16 protein-coding genes are annotated in these 17,453 nt (G+C 71.1%); 13 read left to right on the forward strand and 3 right to left on the reverse strand.

Annotation, left to right across the window (positions count from 1 at the left end):
- Positions 1-273: 273 nt before the first annotated feature.
- Entirely contained in the window at positions 274-1,629 is a 1,356-nt protein-coding gene (locus tag ACPA54_RS35985; protein WP_423536304.1) for an FAD-dependent oxidoreductase, read from the reverse strand.
- A gap of 189 nt (positions 1,630-1,818) precedes the next feature.
- Between ACPA54_RS35985 and ACPA54_RS35990 the strand changes: the two genes are divergently transcribed.
- The 5 genes from ACPA54_RS35990 (at position 1,819) to ACPA54_RS36010 (ending at position 7,035) form a co-directional block, all read left to right on the forward strand.
- A complete protein-coding gene (locus ACPA54_RS35990; RefSeq protein WP_423536306.1) occupies positions 1,819-2,940 on the forward strand; it encodes an AraC-like ligand-binding domain-containing protein in 1,122 nt (373 codons plus the stop codon).
- 366 nt (positions 2,941-3,306) lie between these two features.
- The gene (locus ACPA54_RS35995; protein ID WP_423536308.1) at positions 3,307-5,652 is read left to right on the forward strand and encodes a sensor histidine kinase; all 2,346 of its coding nucleotides are present in this window, start codon (positions 3,307-3,309) and stop codon (positions 5,650-5,652) included.
- Positions 5,653-5,656: 4 nt separating this feature from the next.
- The gene (locus ACPA54_RS36000) at positions 5,657-6,079 is read left to right on the forward strand and encodes a roadblock/LC7 domain-containing protein (protein ID WP_345675010.1); all 423 of its coding nucleotides are present in this window, start codon (positions 5,657-5,659) and stop codon (positions 6,077-6,079) included.
- 1 nt (position 6,080) lies between these two features.
- A complete protein-coding gene (locus ACPA54_RS36005; protein ID WP_423536310.1) occupies positions 6,081-6,455 on the forward strand; it encodes a DUF742 domain-containing protein in 375 nt (124 codons plus the stop codon).
- The gene (locus tag ACPA54_RS36010; protein WP_423536312.1) at positions 6,436-7,035 is read left to right on the forward strand and encodes a GTP-binding protein; all 600 of its coding nucleotides are present in this window, start codon (positions 6,436-6,438) and stop codon (positions 7,033-7,035) included. Before ACPA54_RS36005 ends, ACPA54_RS36010 begins: the two co-directional genes overlap by 20 nt.
- A gap of 49 nt (positions 7,036-7,084) precedes the next feature.
- Here ACPA54_RS36010 and ACPA54_RS36015 read toward each other — a convergent pair whose 3' ends face one another.
- Positions 7,085-7,669 carry a TetR/AcrR family transcriptional regulator gene (locus ACPA54_RS36015; RefSeq protein WP_423536314.1) on the reverse strand — a complete coding sequence of 195 codons (585 nt, stop codon included), beginning with the start codon at positions 7,667-7,669 and terminating at the stop codon, positions 7,085-7,087.
- Between the two features lie 116 nt (positions 7,670-7,785).
- Between ACPA54_RS36015 and ACPA54_RS36020 the strand changes: the two genes are divergently transcribed.
- On the forward strand, positions 7,786-8,046 hold the full coding sequence (locus ACPA54_RS36020; protein ID WP_423536316.1) for a putative antibiotic biosynthesis monooxygenase: 261 nt from the start codon (positions 7,786-7,788) through the stop codon (positions 8,044-8,046).
- Positions 8,047-8,103: 57 nt separating this feature from the next.
- Complete coding sequence (locus ACPA54_RS36025) at positions 8,104-9,648, forward strand: FMN-binding glutamate synthase family protein (RefSeq protein WP_423536318.1); 1,545 nt, start codon at positions 8,104-8,106, stop codon at positions 9,646-9,648.
- A gap of 124 nt (positions 9,649-9,772) precedes the next feature.
- Here the strand turns inward: ACPA54_RS36025 and ACPA54_RS36030 are convergent, their stop codons facing one another.
- Positions 9,773-10,438, reverse strand: a complete 666-nt coding sequence (locus ACPA54_RS36030; protein ID WP_423536320.1) for a macro domain-containing protein — start codon at positions 10,436-10,438, stop codon at positions 9,773-9,775.
- A gap of 191 nt (positions 10,439-10,629) precedes the next feature.
- Between ACPA54_RS36030 and ACPA54_RS36035 the strand changes: the two genes are divergently transcribed.
- The 6 genes from ACPA54_RS36035 to ACPA54_RS36060 all read left to right on the forward strand — a co-directional run bounded on the left by ACPA54_RS36035 (position 10,630) and on the right by ACPA54_RS36060 (position 17,398).
- Entirely contained in the window at positions 10,630-12,354 is a 1,725-nt protein-coding gene (locus tag ACPA54_RS36035; protein ID WP_423536322.1) for an ADP-ribosyltransferase domain-containing protein, read from the forward strand.
- Between the two features lie 591 nt (positions 12,355-12,945).
- On the forward strand, positions 12,946-14,451 hold the full coding sequence (locus tag ACPA54_RS36040; RefSeq protein WP_423536339.1) for a sensor histidine kinase: 1,506 nt from the start codon (positions 12,946-12,948) through the stop codon (positions 14,449-14,451).
- Positions 14,451-14,861, forward strand: coding sequence for a roadblock/LC7 domain-containing protein (locus tag ACPA54_RS36045; protein WP_423536324.1), 411 nt, complete (start codon positions 14,451-14,453; stop codon positions 14,859-14,861). Before ACPA54_RS36040 ends, ACPA54_RS36045 begins: the two co-directional genes overlap by 1 nt.
- On the forward strand, positions 14,858-15,220 hold the full coding sequence (locus ACPA54_RS36050) for a DUF742 domain-containing protein (protein WP_345675019.1): 363 nt from the start codon (positions 14,858-14,860) through the stop codon (positions 15,218-15,220). Before ACPA54_RS36045 ends, ACPA54_RS36050 begins: the two co-directional genes overlap by 4 nt.
- Positions 15,201-15,866 (forward strand): GTP-binding protein, encoded by a 666-nt coding sequence (locus ACPA54_RS36055; protein ID WP_423536327.1) that lies wholly within the window; start codon positions 15,201-15,203, stop codon positions 15,864-15,866. The genes ACPA54_RS36050 and ACPA54_RS36055 overlap by 20 nt, the downstream gene beginning before the upstream one ends.
- Entirely contained in the window at positions 15,863-17,398 is a 1,536-nt protein-coding gene (locus ACPA54_RS36060; protein WP_423536329.1) for a cytochrome P450, read from the forward strand. Before ACPA54_RS36055 ends, ACPA54_RS36060 begins: the two co-directional genes overlap by 4 nt.
- The last annotated feature ends 55 nt before the right edge of the window (positions 17,399-17,453 follow it).

Here is a 17,453-nt window from a genome sequence, read left to right on the forward strand (position 1 = left end):
TCGAAGTTTTTTTGGGAACCACAACCGCAACTGACGTCGAGACTAGCACGCACGCACGCGTCTTTGGCGAGACGGATTTAATTCCGGCCGGTCGCCGGAGAAATTCTCGTGGCGCGTTGCTTCGATTTCTACCACCGCTGGCACAGATATTCGGCGCGGATGGCGGGATGCGGAGCTCACGGCCATGTCGAGGCGCCGCCAGGGCCTCAGTCGAACGCCTGGCCACCGACAAGCGCTACGTCCGCGACGTCCACTGACCGCCCGACGGCGGTCTCACTGCTCCGGCCGTGCTCCGGTGGCGCGGCGTCGCGTTGCCCGGACGGACCGGACCAGGGTGCCCGGCCGCATCATGCTGTCGGGACCCTCGAGCATGTGCATGACATCGAGGAATTTCCGGGCGACCTTCGGGTCGGTCACGGACGCCTGCAGGACCATGTCGCCGATCGCGTTCTTGAGGGCGAAGCCCCAGGGCCGCGGGGCGTCGACGTGGGGCAGGCGCAAGTCGTCGAGGACCGAGGTCTGCCAGGCGGCGTCCACGACACGCCGGACGGCCTTGAAATAGCGCAGCGGCGGCTCGTTCGGGCCGGGCCGCGTATCGAGGTGGTCGGCGAGGCAGGCCGCGTGCAGGGCGGCGGAGGACATGCCCTGGCCGTAGACCGGGTTGAGGGACGCGACCGCGTCCCCGACGCACACCAGCCCGGCCGGGAACCGCGAGACCTTGTGGAAGTCGCGCCGCCGGCTGTCGGGATGCCGGTAGACGGCGACGTCGCCGAGGAGTTCGCCGTTGGCGGCGAGCTTGCCGAATTCCTCGGCCGGATCGTCGCGGCAGCGGGCGAGGAAGTCCTCGGAGTCGCGGCGCGGCCGGTCGTCCGCATATCCGGCCACCAGGGCGATCCACCTGTCGCCCTCCACCCTGCCTGCCGTGGCGACCCGGACGCGGCCGTCGGGGCCGTGGGTGATCGACTGCCCCAGCGTCATGCCGTCGAGCACCCCGGGCGGCGTGCGCAACAGCGCGGTCGCGTAGCCGAGGTCCACAGGTATGCGCCGCAACGGCGGTTCGGGCCAGCCGTGGTCGGCGAGCCACGACCCGATGCGGCTCGCCCTGCCGGTGGCGTCGACGACGAAGTCGGCGTCGAGGGTGTCTTCGTCGGCGGCGCTGCCGCGGGTGACACGGACGCCCCGGACGCGCCCTCCGCCGATCACCAGCCCGGCGGCATTGCCGACGTGCAGTCGGACACGCTCGTCCGCCAGGACGCGGCGTCGGATGTGCGCTTCCAGGAACGGCCGTGTGGCACTCACCATCGGCAGGTCGCCGACCAGGATCCGCCGTCGGCCGTCGAGGTACGTGTGCACATCGCGTCCGCTGTTGCCCACGGCGGCGCCCGCGGCGGCGATCTCGTCGGTGAACCCGGGCAGCCATCGTTCGATGCCGCGCCGGCCTCCCTCCAGCAGGGCGTGCATCTGGGTGCCCTGCGGCACGCCGCGCCGCGCGTTTCCCTCGGCTGCACGGTTCGCGTCCGCGCCGATGTCGTCGCGTTCGACGACGACCACCATGTCGGCGTAGCGGGTCAGCACTTGGGCGGCAAGCAGGCCGGCGACACTCCCGCCGACCACGACGGCTGTGCGCATGGCCATCCTCTCTTCGGAGACTGCCCCTCACCGTCCGGCACGGAGGCGGCGGCACCTTGCCGATTCGCGCACGTGTCCTGTGCGATTCCGGCCAGGTCGCGCGGTGGGGACAACGCCCTGTCCGGAAACCTCCCCTCGGTCCTACGATGGCGTGTTTCCGTCCAGGCGCCGACCCGGGAGCCGGTCCTCGTGAGCCGTACCACCCAACCCCGTCGTCATACGGTCCGCGGGAACGCCGCGGCCCGGCACGGCAGACCCGCCGACCATCGCCCGCGGGCTCTGCTGACCCCGGGGTTCGCTCCGCAACTCGGGGGCTCGGTCTCCGACCTCGACGCATGGCGGGCCATGCTGCGCGACTGCATCGTCGAGTTGGACGCGGCACCGCTCGCGCACGCCGAAGCCGCTCCGGAGGGGGACTATGCCGGCTGGGTGTACCGGCGCGACCTCGGGCCGATCGGCATCACGGACGTCGGCACCGACCCGGTCCGCGTGGCGCGCACGGCCCGGGCGATCCGCCGCAGCACCGACGCCTTCTTCCTCCTGTCGATCGCGCAACGCCCGACCTGGTCCCTGCACGCCGAGCACCAGACCAGCATGGGCGCCGGGGACGCCGTCCTCCTGGACAGCGCGCAGCCGTTCCGGCTGGCCGCGGACGACTTCGGGCACCACGTGGTGGTCAACCTCCCCAAGTCCCACCTGACACGGACCTTTCGCGTGGCACGTGACGTGCTGGGGCGGCGGATAGCCGCCGGGAACCCCATGCTGCGGGTCCTCATGGCGGGGGTGGCCGAGCTGGGCAAGGAACCCGGCAGCCTGCCCGAAGGCTCGGAGACCGAGATCGGCCACACGTTCTCCGAACTGCTGGTCGCCACGCTGCGCTGGGAAGAGAACGCGCGGCCCGAGGACGCCGGGGCGGTGCTGGGCCGCCGGGCCCAACTCCTGCGCATGCAGGATTTCGTCCGCAGGCACCTGGCCGAACCCGACCTGTCGCCGCGTTTGCTGGCCTCGGCGTTCGGCGTCTCGCCCCGCTATGTGGAGGTCGCCTTCCGCGAAGGGGGCCTGAGCCCTTCCCGGTTCATCCGCGAGACCCGGCTGGAGACGGCCGCCCGCGTTCTCGCGGACCCCCGGCAGCGCCACCGGTCGATCGCCGCCGTGGCCCGGTCGGTCGGTATCGAGGGCCCCAGCACCTTCGCCCGCATGTTCCGGGCCCGCTACGGCCTCAGCCCCAGGGACTTCCGGCACGCGCCGTTCGGGTCCGCCGCGGGCGATCCACCCGGCACGGAGGGAAGCGAACTGCCCCGCGGTTCGTGAATCGACAACTTTCCGTGCGCGGATGGCGGCATGACCGGCGGCCGGAGGGACCATCCTCGGCCGTGCGAGTCGGGGGGCCTGCCGCCGGGGACACGACTCCCGAGGCTCGGCGGCCCCCGGCGCGCATCTGCTGTCCGAACCGACCTTGGGAACGAACGCTTGCTCCCCGACTCCACGGGCTCCGCGGAACGCACGTCTGCCGCGGGCGGGACCAGAAGGCGGCGCCCCGGCCGAGCTCTCGGCTTGGCCGGACGCCGCACACCCCCACGTTTTCCCCGTCCTCGCGCCACCCTCCCCCGGTCGGCCGGCGGTGGACGCATCTTCGGATTCCGCACGATCAGGGCACGCATCGTCCTCCTGGTCCTGGTGCCGTCCCTGGCCTTGGCGGGGGTGTGGAGCACCTACACCCTCGACCGCTACCGCCAGGCGCGCGACCTGCACCAGACCCTGAGCGATGTGCAGCGGGTCGCGGTCAAGGGCGAGTTGGCGATGGTCGCCCTGCAGGAGGAACGCCGCCTGAGCATGGCGTTCCTGGCCGGGAGCGGCACCGACCGGCCCCGGCTCGACCGGCAGCGCGAGGCGACCGACCAGGCCTTGGGCGTGATGAGCCAGGCCGCCGGGCCCGTCGTCGGCCACCAGGCACCCGAACTGAAGGCCATCTTCGCCCGCATCTCCACGGGACTGGCGGCGCTGCCCGGGTTCCGGCAGCAGGTGGACGCCCGGCAGCTCACGTCCGATGGCGCGTTCCGGTTCTACACCGGCGCCCTGGACACCGCGATGAGCTACTTCGAAGCCCAGGCGAGGGCCACCAACGACGCCGACACGGCGGCGGAAGGCGCCACGGCCGCGGCCTTGTTCCGCGCACTGGAGTACTTCGCCCAGCAGAACGCGGTGCTGACCGCGGCGGTGGCTTCCCCCGGCGGGCCGAGTCCGGCGCAGCGCGCCCAGTTCGACCAGCTTGTGGGCGCGCAGCGCGCGCAGTACGCCTTCGTCCGGCCCCAGCTCCGTGACGCCCAGGCAGCCCAGTTCACGCAGATCGTCAGCAGCCCGGAGTTCGCGGTTCTGGTGTCCGTCGAGGACAGCGTGTCGGCCCGCACCGGCAAGCTCACGGTCGATCCGGCATGGCAGCCGGCGATGCTGAACACCGCCGCGAGGCTTCAGGAACTCACGCTGATTCAGGTGGAGTTCGCGCGAGCGTACGGCAAGGAGCGGGTGGACGAGCTGACCACCTCGGTCATCGTCGTCGGCGCCGTGACCCTGGCGTCGATCCTCCTCGCGGTGTTCGTCTCCGTCCTGGTGTCGCGGGCCTTGATCCGTCGCCTGAACCGGCTGCGCGACTCGACCCGGAAGCTCGCGAACGAACAGCTGCCGGATGTCGTGGCACGGCTCCAGCGCGGCGAGAAGGTCGACCCGGACGACGCCGCAGCCCACTTCGACCACGGCCACGACGAGGTCGGCGAAGTGGCCGCCGCGTTCGACGCGGCCCAACGCACCGCGGTGCAGGCCGCGATCGAGCAGGCCGAGACGCGGCAGGGCATCAGCCGGGTCTTCCTCAACCTCGCGCACCGCAGCCAGGGCCTGGTGCACCGCCAGCTCGCCCTGCTGGACAAGTTGGAGCGCGAGCACGAGGATCCCGACCTGCTGGCCGAGCTGTTCCAGGCGGACCACCTGGCGACGCGCATGCGGCGCAATGCGGAGAACCTGTCGGTTCTCGGCGGAACGATGCCGGCCCGGCGTTGGCGCCGATCGGTGCGGCTCGCCGAGGTCCTGCGGGGCGCGGCTTCGCAGACCGAGGACTACTCCCGGGTCAAGCTGACGATGGTCCCCGAGACCAGCCTCGCGGGACCGGTGGCCGGCGACGTGATGCACCTGCTGTCGGAGATCGTCGAGAACGCCACGTCGTTCTCGCCGCCGCACACCAAGGTCGGGATCAGCGCCGAGATCGTACCCAACGGGCTCGGCATCGAGATCGAGGACCGCGGCCTCGGCATGTCCGCGGAAGCCCTCGACGAAGCGAACCGGCTCCTCGCGACCGCGCAGGAGTTCAACGTCATGGGGTTCACGCAGGACTCCCGGATCGGTCTCTTCGTCGTCGCCCGGCTCGCCCATCGGCACGGCATCTCGGTCAGCCTGCGCTCCTCGCCGTACGGCGGTACGTCCGCGGTCGTCCTGCTGCCTCCGGGCCTGCTGGACGACCGGGACCCGCACGGCGCGGAATCCGACGACAACGGCGCCGACCGCGACACCGGCACGTTCCGCGGGAACGGCCCTGCCGCAGCACCGCGGCCCGTCGCCGTGCCCGCTCCGGCGGTCGAGGTCCGGCCCCCGGCACCGTCGGCCGCCCCCGCCCCCGCGCCCGCTCCTGCCCATGCCCACGCCCACGCCCACGCCCCGCTCGTGCCCTTCCCCGGGCAGCACCCGCACGTCCACGCCGACGTTCGCCCGCCGGCGCCCGCCGGGCCGGCGGCGCCTCGCGAGGAACGCAGGCTCCCGCGCCGGGTCCGCCAAGCCAATCTCCGCCCGCAACTGCTCCGTCCGGCCGCCGCCGAGCCCGCACACCCCGGGGCGGACGTCGAGCAGCGCCCCGCCGACGAGATCCGGAACGCCATGACGGCGTTCCAGCGCGGTTCGTCCCAAGGGCGCGCGGACGCCGACCGATTCGAGGGCCTCGGCGGCGCACCCGAGAACCCGAACCCCCAAGGACAGTGGTGACCCCATGACCGCACTGCCGAACGACAGCGCCGAACTCAACTGGCTGCTGGACGACCTCGTCAAACGTGTGCCGCGCACCCGGCACGCCATCGTCCTGTCGTCCGACGGGCTGCTGATCGGCCACTCGGGCGCGATGGACCGCGACGACGCCGAGCACATGTCCGCGGTCGCGTCCGCGTTCCAGAGTCTCGCGCGGGGCGCGGGGCGGCATTTCGGCGGCGGACGCGTGCGCCAGACCATCGTCGAGCTGGAGAAGGTCTATCTGTTCGTCACCGGTGCCGGACGCGGCGCGTGCCTGGCCGTCCTGGGCGAGGCCGACATCGACGTCGGCCTGGTGGCCTACGAGATGAACCTCATCGTCAAACGCGTGGGCGACGCCCTGTCCGCGGCCCCCCGCCACGGCGCAACGGCCGCCCAGCCGTTCTGAGATGGCCGGCTCCGACGACACGTGGTGGGACGAGGACGCCGGACCCATCGTGCGGTCCTTCGCCCGGTCCGGCGGCCGCACCCGCCCCAGCCGCGACGAGTTCAACCTCATCACCCTGATCCTCAGCGCCACCGACGACTCCGCGCTGCCCGGGCTGGAACCCGAGCACACCGGCATCCTGCGGCTCTGCACCGGCCGTCCGCTGTCGGTGGCGGAGATCGCCGCGAAGCTCGACCTGCCGCCCACCGTGGTCAAGGTCCTGCTCGGCGACCTACTCGACCTCGGGGCCATCCACACCCGCGCGCCGATCGCGTTGGCCGAAGCCCCCGACATCCACGTTCTCCAGGCGGTACTCGATGGCATTCGCAGGCTCTGACGCCCGGCCCGGCCCCCAGCTTCCCTCCGCGGTCAAAATCCTGATCTCGGGCGGGTTCGGCGTGGGGAAGACCACGATGGTCGGAGCGGTGAGCGAGGTACCGCCGCTGCGCACCGAAGAGGTGATCACCCGCGAGAGCGAAGGCGTCGACGACCTCACGGGGGTCGAAGGCAAGACGACGACGACCGTGGCGCTCGACTTCGGCCGGATCACCCTCGACGTCGGCATGGTGCTGTACCTGTTCGGCACCCCCGGGCAGGACCGCTTCTGGTTCATGTGGGATGAACTGGCCATCGGCGCGATCGGCGCGATCGTCCTCGCCGATCCGCGCCGCCTGGAGGACTCGTTTCCCGCGGTCGACTATTTCGAGTTGCGCGGCGCGCCGTTCGTCGTCGCGGTGAACTGCTTCGACGGCCTTCGCGATTTCACACCCGAGGAGGTCGCCGACGCGCTCGACCTGGATCCGCACGTCCCGGTCGTGATGTGCGACGCCCGCGAACGGGAGTCCGCGAAGCTCGCCATGGTCACGTTGCTCGAGCACGCGTTGGCTTCCCGGACGCCCGTGGCGACGCCCCGGTAGGCACGCAAGCCAACCGGGGCGGCCGAGGATCCGCAGGCTCGGACACGGCCTAAGCCCCCGCCAACCTCCGGATCACTGCCGCCACCGCCTCTCGTTCCTCCGCCGGGGGCCGTTCCGGCGAGCCCGGAATCAGCATCCGGGTCAGCTGGGGGAAGACGATCCACGCGGCGGTCAGGGCCACGACCGCGTGCATGATGCGGCCCGCTTCGATCTCGTCCGTCACGTCCCCCGCCCGCTGGGCCTGGGCGATCGTGGCGATCTTCGCGTCGTAGTGGGCCGCACGCTCGCCTTCGGCCACCACGCTGTCCTGGCACTGGAGGCCTTCCCAGGCCAGCAGGCGGACGAAGTGCGGGTGGGCGCGGTGGTATTCGAAGACGCGGCCGGCGTAGTCGCCGAGGTCGAGGGCCGGCGTGGCGGTGAGGGGCACCGCGAGCGCGAGTTTGCCCAGCTCCGAGGCCAGGACGGCGTCGAAGAGCTTCTCCTTGTTGCCGAAGTACTGGTAGATGCGCTCCTGGTTGACACCGGCGCGTTTGGCGATCCGGGCGACGCGGGCGCCGGCGGGGCCGTGTTCGGCGAACTCTTCGACGGCGGCGTCGAGGAGGAGCTGTTGTGTGCGTGCTGTGTCCCAGGCCATGGCGTCAGTGTAGCCCGAACCCAAGAAGACACTTGGAGTTTTGGCGAGACGTATGCCAGACTCCAATCAATCACTTGGAGATCGGCTCCGAGTGGCCCTGCCCGGGGGAGATCACGATGTCCGCCACCGCCACGACCGCCACCGTCGCCACGACCACCACCACCGCAGCCGCCCCCTCCGTCCACCGGAGGGCGCTCATCACCTGGCTCGCCGTCTACCCGACGATCACGCTGGTCCTGGGCCTCCTCGGGCCCGCGACGGCACACCTGCCGCTGCCGTTGCGCACCCTGATCCTGACCGGCTTCGTGGTGCCGACCGTGGCGTACGGCCTCATCCCGCTGCTGACCAAGGCCAACGCGGCCTTCTCCCGTCGCTAGCGCAAGCGGCCTCTACGATCGTTCGCATGGTTCGGCGGACGAGGAGAGGAACGTTCAATGCGCGCTCGGAGCATAGGAGCGGCCACCGCGACGGCTGTGGCGCTGGTGGCCGCCCGTGACCTTGTGCAGAAGAAGCACGCATTGCTGAGAAACTTCCCCGTCGTCGGCCACGCCCGCTACCTGGTGGAGCGAATCGGGCCGGAACTGCGGCAGTACATCGTGACCTCCAACGAGGAGGAGCGCCCCTTCAGCCGCGACCAGCGCACCTGGATCTACGCGTCGGCGAAGGAGGAGAACAATTACTTCGGGTTCGGCACCGACGTCGACGTCGAGCACATTCAGGGGCACGCGTACGTGAAGCAGCGCACGTTCGCCGACACCCTGCCCGACATGCACGACCCGCAGGCCCCACTGCCGTCGGCCAAGGTGCTGGGCGGGCCGCGGGGGCGCGCCAAGGCGTTCCGGCCGGGGAGCGTCGTGAACATCTCGGCGATGAGCTTCGGCTCACTGTCGGGTGCGGCCATCTCGGCGCTCAACAAGGGCGCGGCATTGGCGGGCACGATGCACAACACGGGCGAGGGCGGGCTCTCGCCGTACCACCGCAACGGCGGTGACCTCGTGCTGCAGATCGGCACGGCGTACTTCGGCTGCCGCAACGCGGACGGCACCTTCAACGTCGACAAGCTCCGGGAGATCGTCGCCGACGCCCCGGTGAAGGCCATCGAGATCAAGCTGTCCCAGGGCGCCAAGCCGGGGTTGGGCGGCATGCTGCCGGGCGCGAAGGTGACGCCGGAGATCGCCGGAATCCGCGGGATCCCGGTCGGTGAGGACTGCGCGTCGCCGTCGCGGCACAGCGCTTTCCACGACGTCGACTCGATGCTCGACTTCGTCGAGCTGATCGCCGCCGAGACCGGCCTGCCCGTCGGCGTCAAGAGCGCGGTCGGCGACATGGGCTTCTGGCAGGACCTGGCCACGTTCATGGCGCGCGGCGACCGCGGCGTCGACTTCGTGACGATCGACGGCGGCGAGGGCGGCACCGGCGCGGCGCCGCTCATCTTCACCGACTCGGTGTCGCTGCCGTTCCGCATGGGCTTCTCGCGCGTCTACGGCACCTTCGCCGAGTTGGGCCTGACGGACGACCTGACGTTCATCGGCTCCGGCAAGCTCGGCCTGCCCGAGAACGCGGCCGTCGCCTTCGCCCTGGGGGTCGACATGATCAACGTCGGCCGCGAGGCGATGCTGTCGATCGGCTGCATCCAGGCGCAGAAGTGCCACACCGACAAGTGCCCCACCGGCATCGCCACCCAGAACGCGTGGCTGGCGCGCGGCATCGACCCGGCGTCGAAGTCCGCCCGCGCCGCCGCCTACCTGCGCACGCTGCGCAAGGAGCTGACGAAGGTCTCGGCGGCCGTCGGCGTCGCCCACCCGTCGCTGATCACCGCGACCGACATCGAGATCATGAACGGCGACTACGACGCGCGCACGCTCGCCGGCGTCTACGCCTACAAGAACGGCTGGGGTCAGCTCGGCGCTCCGCTGGCGGAGGAGATCACGGCGCTGATGAGCGCGAGCGGCACCACGGTGCCGGACTCCCGGAAGTAGGACCCAAGCAACTCACCGGCTGGGTCACCGGCTGGGTCGTCGGCCGGGCTACCGGCCAGGGCATCGACGAGGTCACGGCACGCAGCGCCGTGGCCTCGTCGGCGTCTCGGTGCCGGAATACCGGTCAGCGCTGCGGCGGCACCACCCGTACCCGCTGCTCGGTCGGTGCCGCCTCCAAGTCGTCGAGCTGGGACAGGATCGTGGTGCGCAGGTCGTCGTAGTCGGCGAAGCGGTAGTCGTTGAAGAGGGTGTAGCCGGTCCACATCAGGTTGGCGCAGACGCGGGCCGGCACCCGTCCGGTGTGGGCGCCCATGCCGACCAGCGCAACAGACGTGATGCTGCCCGGGGAAGCCGCGTTCTGCTGGTGGATGGCCTGGAAGGCGGCCGCGCAGGCCAGGGCGACGTTCAGGGTCTCGCTGACGTTCTGCGCGGACGTCTCCATCGTCGGCGTCGAGATCAGGTACTTGGGGTTGACCGCGCCGGACGGCACGCACACCGCGCTGCCGATCGGCAGCGTGCCCGCGAAGCGGTCGCGTATCGCGCGCTGGACGCGGAGCTGGATGCCGGCGCCGAGGTGGCGCTTGACGACGGCGTCGAGGCCGCCGTCCATGCGTCCGCGGGAGTTGGTCGGGCTGACCCAGGCGTCCACGTGCTGGTCGAGGATCGAGCCCTTGCGGATCTCGATGCCGGGTTCGTCGGCGAACGCCGCGCGCCAGGCCTCCACCACGTCGCCGTTGATGTCCGCCAAGACCACCTTCAGCGGCGGCGACGTGACGTGGTTCGAGGTCATGGGGCAACTCCGATCGCAGAACGATTGCTTCCGACACCGACGACGCTAACGCAGGAGGACGACAGCGCCGGTGGCGGACGCGGCGGGTGGACAACCGGGCGCGGAGCCGCGTCGGCACAGTCCGCTACGTTCGACACCGTCGACCTGTTCGGCCGCCGATCCCCGCCTTCCCCTCCTTCGGAGTTGCCCTCATGCGCGACGAAACCGCCCCCGACGTACCCGAGTCGGGCGCTCTCGAGTCGGAAACTCCCAAGCCCGGCACCCCTGAGCCCAACACCTCCCAGCTCAACACCCCCCAGCCCGACGCGGCTGAGCCCGACGCCCCCGACGCGAACGACCCGCTGGCTCTCACCGAGCTGTTCAAAGGCGGCGGCGAGCCCTGGCTGCCGCTGCTGAAGCCGGTGATCGAAGCGCGGGCGGACGCGGCGTCGTACATCGGGGCGGGGCGCAGCCCCGAGGTCGTGCCGGTGCGGGAGTTGACGTTCCAGGCGCTGAAGCCGAATCCGCCGCACAGGTGGAAGGTGGTGGTGTTCGGGCAGAACCCCTATCCGCGGCCGGAGAGCGCGACCGGGATCGCGATGTTCGACAACACCTTCCACGACTGGGCGGACAGCCAGTTCGGCAAGGTCGTGAGCATCCGCTGCATCATCAAGGCCGCGGCGATGTGGAAGTACGAGATACCGAAGAAGACCCCGATCAAGGACATCCGGGCGCTGCTGAAGAAGCAGGAGACCGTGCAGCCGCCGGAGTGGTTCCAGGCGATGCTGACGCAGGGTGTGCTGCTGCTGAACGCGGCCCTGACGGCGAGCGCCGACGGGTCGAAGGGCGCGGACCGGCATACCGCGTTCTGGCGTCCGATCGTGGAGCGGATCGTCGAGGAGATCCTCAAGGCGAAGGAGGCCTCGGCGGATCCGGAGGACCGCGGGGTGGTCTTCGCGTGGTGGGGTGCGCACGCGCGGGCGTTGAAGTCGATCGTGCAGCGGTTGGAGAAGAAGTACCCGGGTGTCGAGGTCCGGCACATCGACCACTGCAATCCGGCCGCGCAGGGCGACATCTTCTGCGACGGCGACCATTTCGCGATGGTGAACGACGCGTTGGCGTCGCTGGGTGCCGAGCCGGTCGACTGGCTGCCGAGTGCGGGGTGGAACGACGCCGCGGCGGAGGCGGGCGGGTCGGATGCGGAACACGCGCAGCGGATGGGCGCGTTCATCGCGTCCACCATGGAACTGCACCAGCTGTACTTGGAACGTCTGGCGGGCGTCAAGGACGAAGGCCTCGTCCTGCCCGCGATCACCGGGGTGTTCGACACTCCGCTGATGGACTTCCGGGACGCGGTCGGGCCGGTGGCGGCGTTGCTGGCCGGGCTGGAGCGGCATGTCGACCGGTCGCACGACTTCGGCAAGCGGCGGGTGGACGCGGGGGCCGCGTCGCTGTCCGCCGATGCGATCGCCGCGCTGTACCTCTACACCTGCGAGTCGGCGTTCTACCGCGAGATCAACGCGATTCTGCGTTCTCCGGACCGGAGCAGGGTCGTCCCGTATTTGCCGTATCTGCGGCTGTTGTTCGCCGCCGTGGACGCGCTTCCGGTGCGCACCGAGCCGCTGTGGCGCGGGGTTTCGCTGGATCTGCGGGCGCAGTATCCGCTGGGGAAGACGGTGACGTGGTGGGGCGTCTCGTCGTGTACGTCGAAGCTGGGTGTGGCGCGCGCGTTCCTGGGCAGCCGCGGCAAGCGGACGCTGTTCGAGGTGACGCCGGCGCGCGCGGTCGGGATCCGCAGCTTCTCGGCGTTCACCGACGAGGAGGAGTTCATCCTGCTGCCGGGCACGCAGTTGAAGGTCACCAGTGTGACGGCGGAGCGCGGCGGCATGTGCACCGTGAAGCTGGCGGAGCTGGCGGACGGACCGCTGGTGTCGTAAGGGTCGGCGAACGGGTGGCGCCGCGCGCGGAACGCGGCGCCCCGGCCGGCGCGAAGGTGGCCGATTCAGGGTGCCGAAGGGCGTGTTCCGGCGCTCTATCCTGTGATCCTCCTCACCGCGCGGGCCTCGCAGGCAACCCCGGGAGGGGGGCGCGCGGGCGCGACGCGCCGGGGAGCGCGGGTATTTCGCCACCCCTTCGCCTGGCTCGCCAGGGTGATCGCACGGTCACGGGAAGGCGGTTTGCGGGGCAGGATCGGACATACACGGTAACCACCCTGCCCAACAGGCAAGTTCGGTGCTCACCTCGGGGGACTCCGCCTGACGGCGCGCGCCGAACGACTATGCTCCGGAGGGCCCTGCGAGATGCGGGGATCACAGCCAGTGGTCTCCAATCGCGGTGGTGCCACTGACCGCTGGAGACGGGGTGGCCTCGGTTCCGATCCGCTCGGACACCGGAGGCGGGCGGCAACAGTGCGCGCGGGCGCGCGCGTTGGCCCGTCCGCCGGCGTGGCGGGATTTCATTCGCGCCATGGCCTCAGCCGGTGTGTCCGGCGTCCCCCTGTCCCGTTCGCTCGATTTCCGAGGATGTCCATGGTCCGTGTCGGGTCACCGCCCGAATCCCCACGTCCCCCGTCCGCCGCGCCCCTCTGGCTGCTGCCGGTGGCCGTGTCGGTCCTCGCTTCCGCCGCTGCCGTCGCTCTGGTCGACAAGGATGTGCGGTTACCTCTCGGCATCGGCCTTGGGGTTGCCGTCGTCGCCATCGCGTTCGTGGCCGCGGAGGCCGTGCGCCGGGGCCGCAGACTCGCGCTGGAGCGGGAGTATCACCGGCAGCAGGAGAGAGCCCTGCACGAGCGCATCGCCACCCAGGAGGAGGCGCTCCACCACCTGACGCGCGAGCTGCTGCCCAAGACCATCATGCGGCTGCAGAGCGGCGACAGCGCCGAAGAAGTCCTGATGGACGCCACCACCGAGGCCGGCGTGTCGCCGGTGTACTCCTCCGCGCAGGTCCAGGTCCTGCGGATGGTCGCCGACGCGGTCGAGGCGGAGGAAGGGCTGCGCGACTCCGCGCAGCGCGCGTTCGTCAACATCGCCCGCCGTGTGCAGGCGATCGTCCACCAGCAGGCGACCGACCTGCGGGAAATGGAAGACCGGCACGGCAACCGGCCCGACGTGTTCGGGGACTTGCTGAAGCTGGACCACGGCACCGCGCTGATCGGCCGTCTCGCCGACTCCATCGCGGTCCTCGGCGGCGCCCGGCCGGGCCGCCAGTGGCAGAAGGACGTGCCGCTCTACAGCGTGCTGCGCGGCGCCGTGTCGCGTATCGCCGACTACCCGCGTGTCGAGATCCTGTCGGTCACCGAAGTCGCGGTGGTCGGCCCGGCGGTCGAGCCGCTGATCCACGCGCTGGCCGAGCTGCTGGACAACGCGACGCGCTACTCCCCGCCGAAGACGAAGGTGCGGGTGACCGCGAGCGAGGTGCAGTCCGGCGTCGCGGTGGAGATCGAAGACGGCGGCATCGGCTTGGCCGAGGAGGCCCGCCGGCGCGTCGAGCGCCTGCTGGAGGACGCGTCCGCCGGCCTCGACCTCGCTGACCTCGGCGAGGCGCCGCGTCTGGGCCTCGCGGTGGTCGGCCGGCTCGCGCAGTCACACGGGTTCAAGGTGTCGCTGCGGCCGTCCGCATATGGCGGTGTCCGGGCGATCCTGGTCGTCCCCAAGGACGTGATCACGACCGCGCCGGTGTCGCTCATTTCGGGTGCCGCGCCGGGTCTGCAGGCGCTGGCCAGCGCCCGGGTGCCGAAGCCGTCGGGACCGTCGCGGGGGAACATGTCCGAGCACGAACTGGGGTCCGAGGAGCCGGCTTCGCGCAACGCGAACGGCCTTCCGCAGCGCCGTCGCCGGACGCCCGCGGCGTCGCCGTTCGCGGCCGGTGCACAGGCCGGCCGGGCGGCCGCGCCGGACGCCCGGTCGGAGAAGGCGGCCGCGTCGACGACGGAGCCGGGTTTGTGGCTTGCGGCGTTCCAGAACGCCGTGTCCGGAGAACCGACCGCGTCGGGCTCCGGCAGCCGTGACGGGTCGTCGGAAGAGGGTGAGCGCTGATGCAGAAGAGAGCTGATCTGGACTGGATCCTCAAGGATCTGGCCGACGGCGTCCCGCAGACCCGCCACGTGGTGGTGCTGTCGTCGGACGGCCTGTGCATCGCGCAGCACGGATGCGACGTGGACACCGCGGACCGTATCGCGGCCGCGTGTGCCGGCCTGCAGAGCCTGTCGTCCGCGGTGGCCACCGAATTCCCGCACGGGGACGGCCGGATGCGGCTGGTGGTGATCGAGATCGGCGGCGGCATGTTCTACCTGATGGCCGCCGGTGTCGGCGCCTACCTGGCGGTGCTGGCCGACGAGGGCGTGGACGCGGGGCTCATGGGGCAGCGCATGCGCGACCTGGTCATGCGGATCGGCGAGCATCTCAGTGCGCCGCCTCGGGCCACCCCGGCCGGGCGGGCCACATGAGTGGACCGCACCGTCCGGAGTGGGACGAAGGCGCTCCCGAGCGCTTATATGTGATCACCGGTGGACGCAGTGGCTCGTCCGCACGGGAGCCGCTCGACATCGTCACGCTGATCGTGTCGCGGGCCTCCCCGCACACGGCCACGCAGCCCGAGCACGCCGCGATCCTGCGGATGTGCGAGTTCCCCTTGTCCGTGGCCGAGATCTCCGCGTACCTGGCGTTGCCCGCCAGTGTCGTCATGGTGCTGTTGGCCGATCTTCTGGCCGACGACCGGGTGGAGGCCCGTGCGCCGATTCCGGCGGCTTCCCTTCCCGACACGGCACTTCTCGAGGCGGTGATGCATGGACTACAAAACCTCTGACGTGCTGCCGGGTGCCGGCGGGGCGGACCGGTACGGTCCGTCCGCGGCGCCCGGCCCGAGCCCCCAGGACCAGCTTCCCGCGACGGCCACCGCCGCGGTGAAGATCGTGATCGTGGGCGGGTTCGGCGTCGGAAAGACCACGATGGTGCGCGCGGTCAGCGAGATCCGGCCGCTCACCACCGAGGAGACGATGACGCAGGCCGGCGAGGGCGTCGACCACGTCACCGGGGTGGAACGCAAGACCGAGACCACCGTCGCGATGGATTTCGGGCGGATCAGCCTGAACGACCGGCTGGTGCTCTATTTGTTCGGCACGCCGGGGCAGGAGCGTTTCTGGTTCCTGTGGCACGGCCTGTTCGAGGGGGCGTTGGGCGCGGTGGTCCTGGTGGACACCCGGCGCCTGGAGGTCAGCTTCGACATCATCGGGCGGCTGGAGGAGCGCGGCATGCCGTTCGTGGTGGCCGTCAACGCGTTCCCGGACGCCCAGGTCCACGACCTCGACGAGTTGCGCGAGGCGCTCGACCTGCCGGACTGGGTGCCGCTGGTGGACTGCGACGCGCGAAGCCGCGCGTCGAGCCGCGATGTGCTCCTCGAACTCACGCGCTACTTGCACGCCATGACGCTCGCCCGATCGGAGGCACGATGACCGCCTCGTCCACGCCGTCTTCTGCGGGGGGCACGTCCACCTCGTCGGCGCACACGTCCCACTCCGGCGCGATGCCACCACCCGGCTGCCCCGCACACGCCGGCGCGGTGCGGTTGTCGGGCGACGAGCACCGGACCGATCCGATGGGCGTGTACGAGCAGCTCCGCGAGAAGCACGGCCCGGTCGCGCCGGTGCTCGTCGAGGGCGATCTGCCGGCCTGGCTGGTGCTGGGGTACCGGGAGAACCTCGAAGTCGTGCGGACGCCGAACCGGTTCTCGCGGGATTCGCGGATCTGGAACTCGCTGCTGCAGGGCCACGTTCCCGAGGACTCTCCGCTGCTGCCGATGATCGGGTGGCGGCCGCTGTGCGTGTTCGTCGACGGCGCGGAGCACGAGCGGCTGCGCGCGGCGGTGACGGAGAGCCTGGCGAAGCTGGACCGCCGGGGTATCCGGCGGTACGTGACCCGGTTCGCGGGGCAGTTGATCGACCAGTTCGTGGCGGACGGCGAAGCGGATCTGGTCAGCCGGTTCGCCGAGCACCTGCCGATGCTGGTGCTGACGCAGCTGTTCGGCATGCCGGAGGAATACGGCCCGCGGCTCGTGGAAGCCACCCTCGACCTGATCAAGGGCAGCGAGACGGCTTTCGAAAGCGACTTGTTCGTGACCGAGACGGTGCGCGCGCATGTCGCACGGCGCCGCGAGGAGCCCGCGCACGACTTCACGTCGCTGCTGATGGCTCACCCGGCCAACCTGGACGACGAGGAAGTCGCCCAGCATCTGCGGCTGATCCTCATCTCGGCGAACGAGACCACCACCATCTGCATCGGCAACACCCTGCACCTGGTGATGACCGACCAACGGTTCCGCGCCTCGCTGGCGGGCGTCCGCATGACGCTTCCGGACGCGGTGGAGCAGGTGCTGTGGGACGAGCCGTCCATCATGGTGTGCCCGGCGCGGTGGGCGACCGGGGACACCGAGATCGGCAACGTGCAGGTCAAGGCCGGCGACATGCTGCTGCTCGGGCTCGCGGCGGGCAACACCGACCCTGCCGTGCGGCCGGACCTGACGATGCCGATGCACGGCAACCGCTCGCATCTGGCGTTCAGCGGCGGCCCGCACGAGTGCCCGGGGCAGGACATCGGCCGGGCGATCACCGAGACGGCGGTGGACGTGCTGCTGACCCGGTTGCCCGACGTCGAACTCGCCGTTGCCGACGAGGACCTCGTCTGGGTGTCGTCGTGGATGTCGCGGCACTTGACCGAGCTGCCGGTGCGGTTCAAGCCGGGTTCGGTCGACGACACGGCGGCGCGGAACGTGGTGCCGTCCCGGGCGGCGCGGCCGGAGCGGGTCGGCGCGGTTCCGCCGCCGGGCCCGGACGCCAAGGCGGGCGAGCCGGCTGCGGCGGGTGCGAACGCCGTCGCGGCGGCTCCCGCGGCCGGCGCGGTACCGGCCGCGGAGGAGCCGCCGTCGCGGCCGCGGAAGTCGCTGGGCGCGCGGATCGCCGGATGGTTCGGCATCGGCAAGCGTCGGTGAACTGACGGAAGTTGCGCGGCGAAGGCCGCCGTGGCCCGGTCATGCTCCGGGGCCC

Source organism: Uniformispora flossi (assembly GCF_049534875.1).
GTDB lineage: Bacteria > Actinomycetota > Actinomycetes > Streptomycetales > Streptomycetaceae > Yinghuangia > Yinghuangia aomiensis.

Excerpts from the sequence above, each read along its gene's own strand:
- ACPA54_RS35985 (WP_423536304.1), bottom strand. The coding sequence starts at position 1,629 with ATGCGCACAGCCGTCGTGGTCGGCGGGAGTGTCGCCGGCCTGCTTGCC.
- ACPA54_RS36000 (WP_345675010.1), top strand. The coding sequence starts at position 5,657 with ATGACCGCACTGCCGAACGACAGCGCCGAACTCAACTGGCTGCTGGAC.
- ACPA54_RS36005 (WP_423536310.1), top strand. The coding sequence starts at position 6,081 with ATGGCCGGCTCCGACGACACGTGGTGGGACGAGGACGCCGGACCCATC.
- ACPA54_RS36010 (WP_423536312.1), top strand. The coding sequence starts at position 6,436 with ATGGCATTCGCAGGCTCTGACGCCCGGCCCGGCCCCCAGCTTCCCTCC.
- ACPA54_RS36015 (WP_423536314.1), bottom strand. The coding sequence starts at position 7,669 with ATGGCCTGGGACACAGCACGCACACAACAGCTCCTCCTCGACGCCGCC.
- ACPA54_RS36020 (WP_423536316.1), top strand. The coding sequence starts at position 7,786 with ATGTCCGCCACCGCCACGACCGCCACCGTCGCCACGACCACCACCACC.
- ACPA54_RS36025 (WP_423536318.1), top strand. The coding sequence starts at position 8,104 with ATGCGCGCTCGGAGCATAGGAGCGGCCACCGCGACGGCTGTGGCGCTG.
- ACPA54_RS36030 (WP_423536320.1), bottom strand. The coding sequence starts at position 10,438 with ATGACCTCGAACCACGTCACGTCGCCGCCGCTGAAGGTGGTCTTGGCG.
- ACPA54_RS36035 (WP_423536322.1), top strand. The coding sequence starts at position 10,630 with ATGCGCGACGAAACCGCCCCCGACGTACCCGAGTCGGGCGCTCTCGAG.
- ACPA54_RS36040 (WP_423536339.1), top strand. The coding sequence starts at position 12,946 with ATGGTCCGTGTCGGGTCACCGCCCGAATCCCCACGTCCCCCGTCCGCC.
- ACPA54_RS36045 (WP_423536324.1), top strand. The coding sequence starts at position 14,451 with ATGCAGAAGAGAGCTGATCTGGACTGGATCCTCAAGGATCTGGCCGAC.
- ACPA54_RS36050 (WP_345675019.1), top strand. The coding sequence starts at position 14,858 with ATGAGTGGACCGCACCGTCCGGAGTGGGACGAAGGCGCTCCCGAGCGC.
- ACPA54_RS36055 (WP_423536327.1), top strand. The coding sequence starts at position 15,201 with ATGGACTACAAAACCTCTGACGTGCTGCCGGGTGCCGGCGGGGCGGAC.
- ACPA54_RS36060 (WP_423536329.1), top strand. The coding sequence starts at position 15,863 with ATGACCGCCTCGTCCACGCCGTCTTCTGCGGGGGGCACGTCCACCTCG.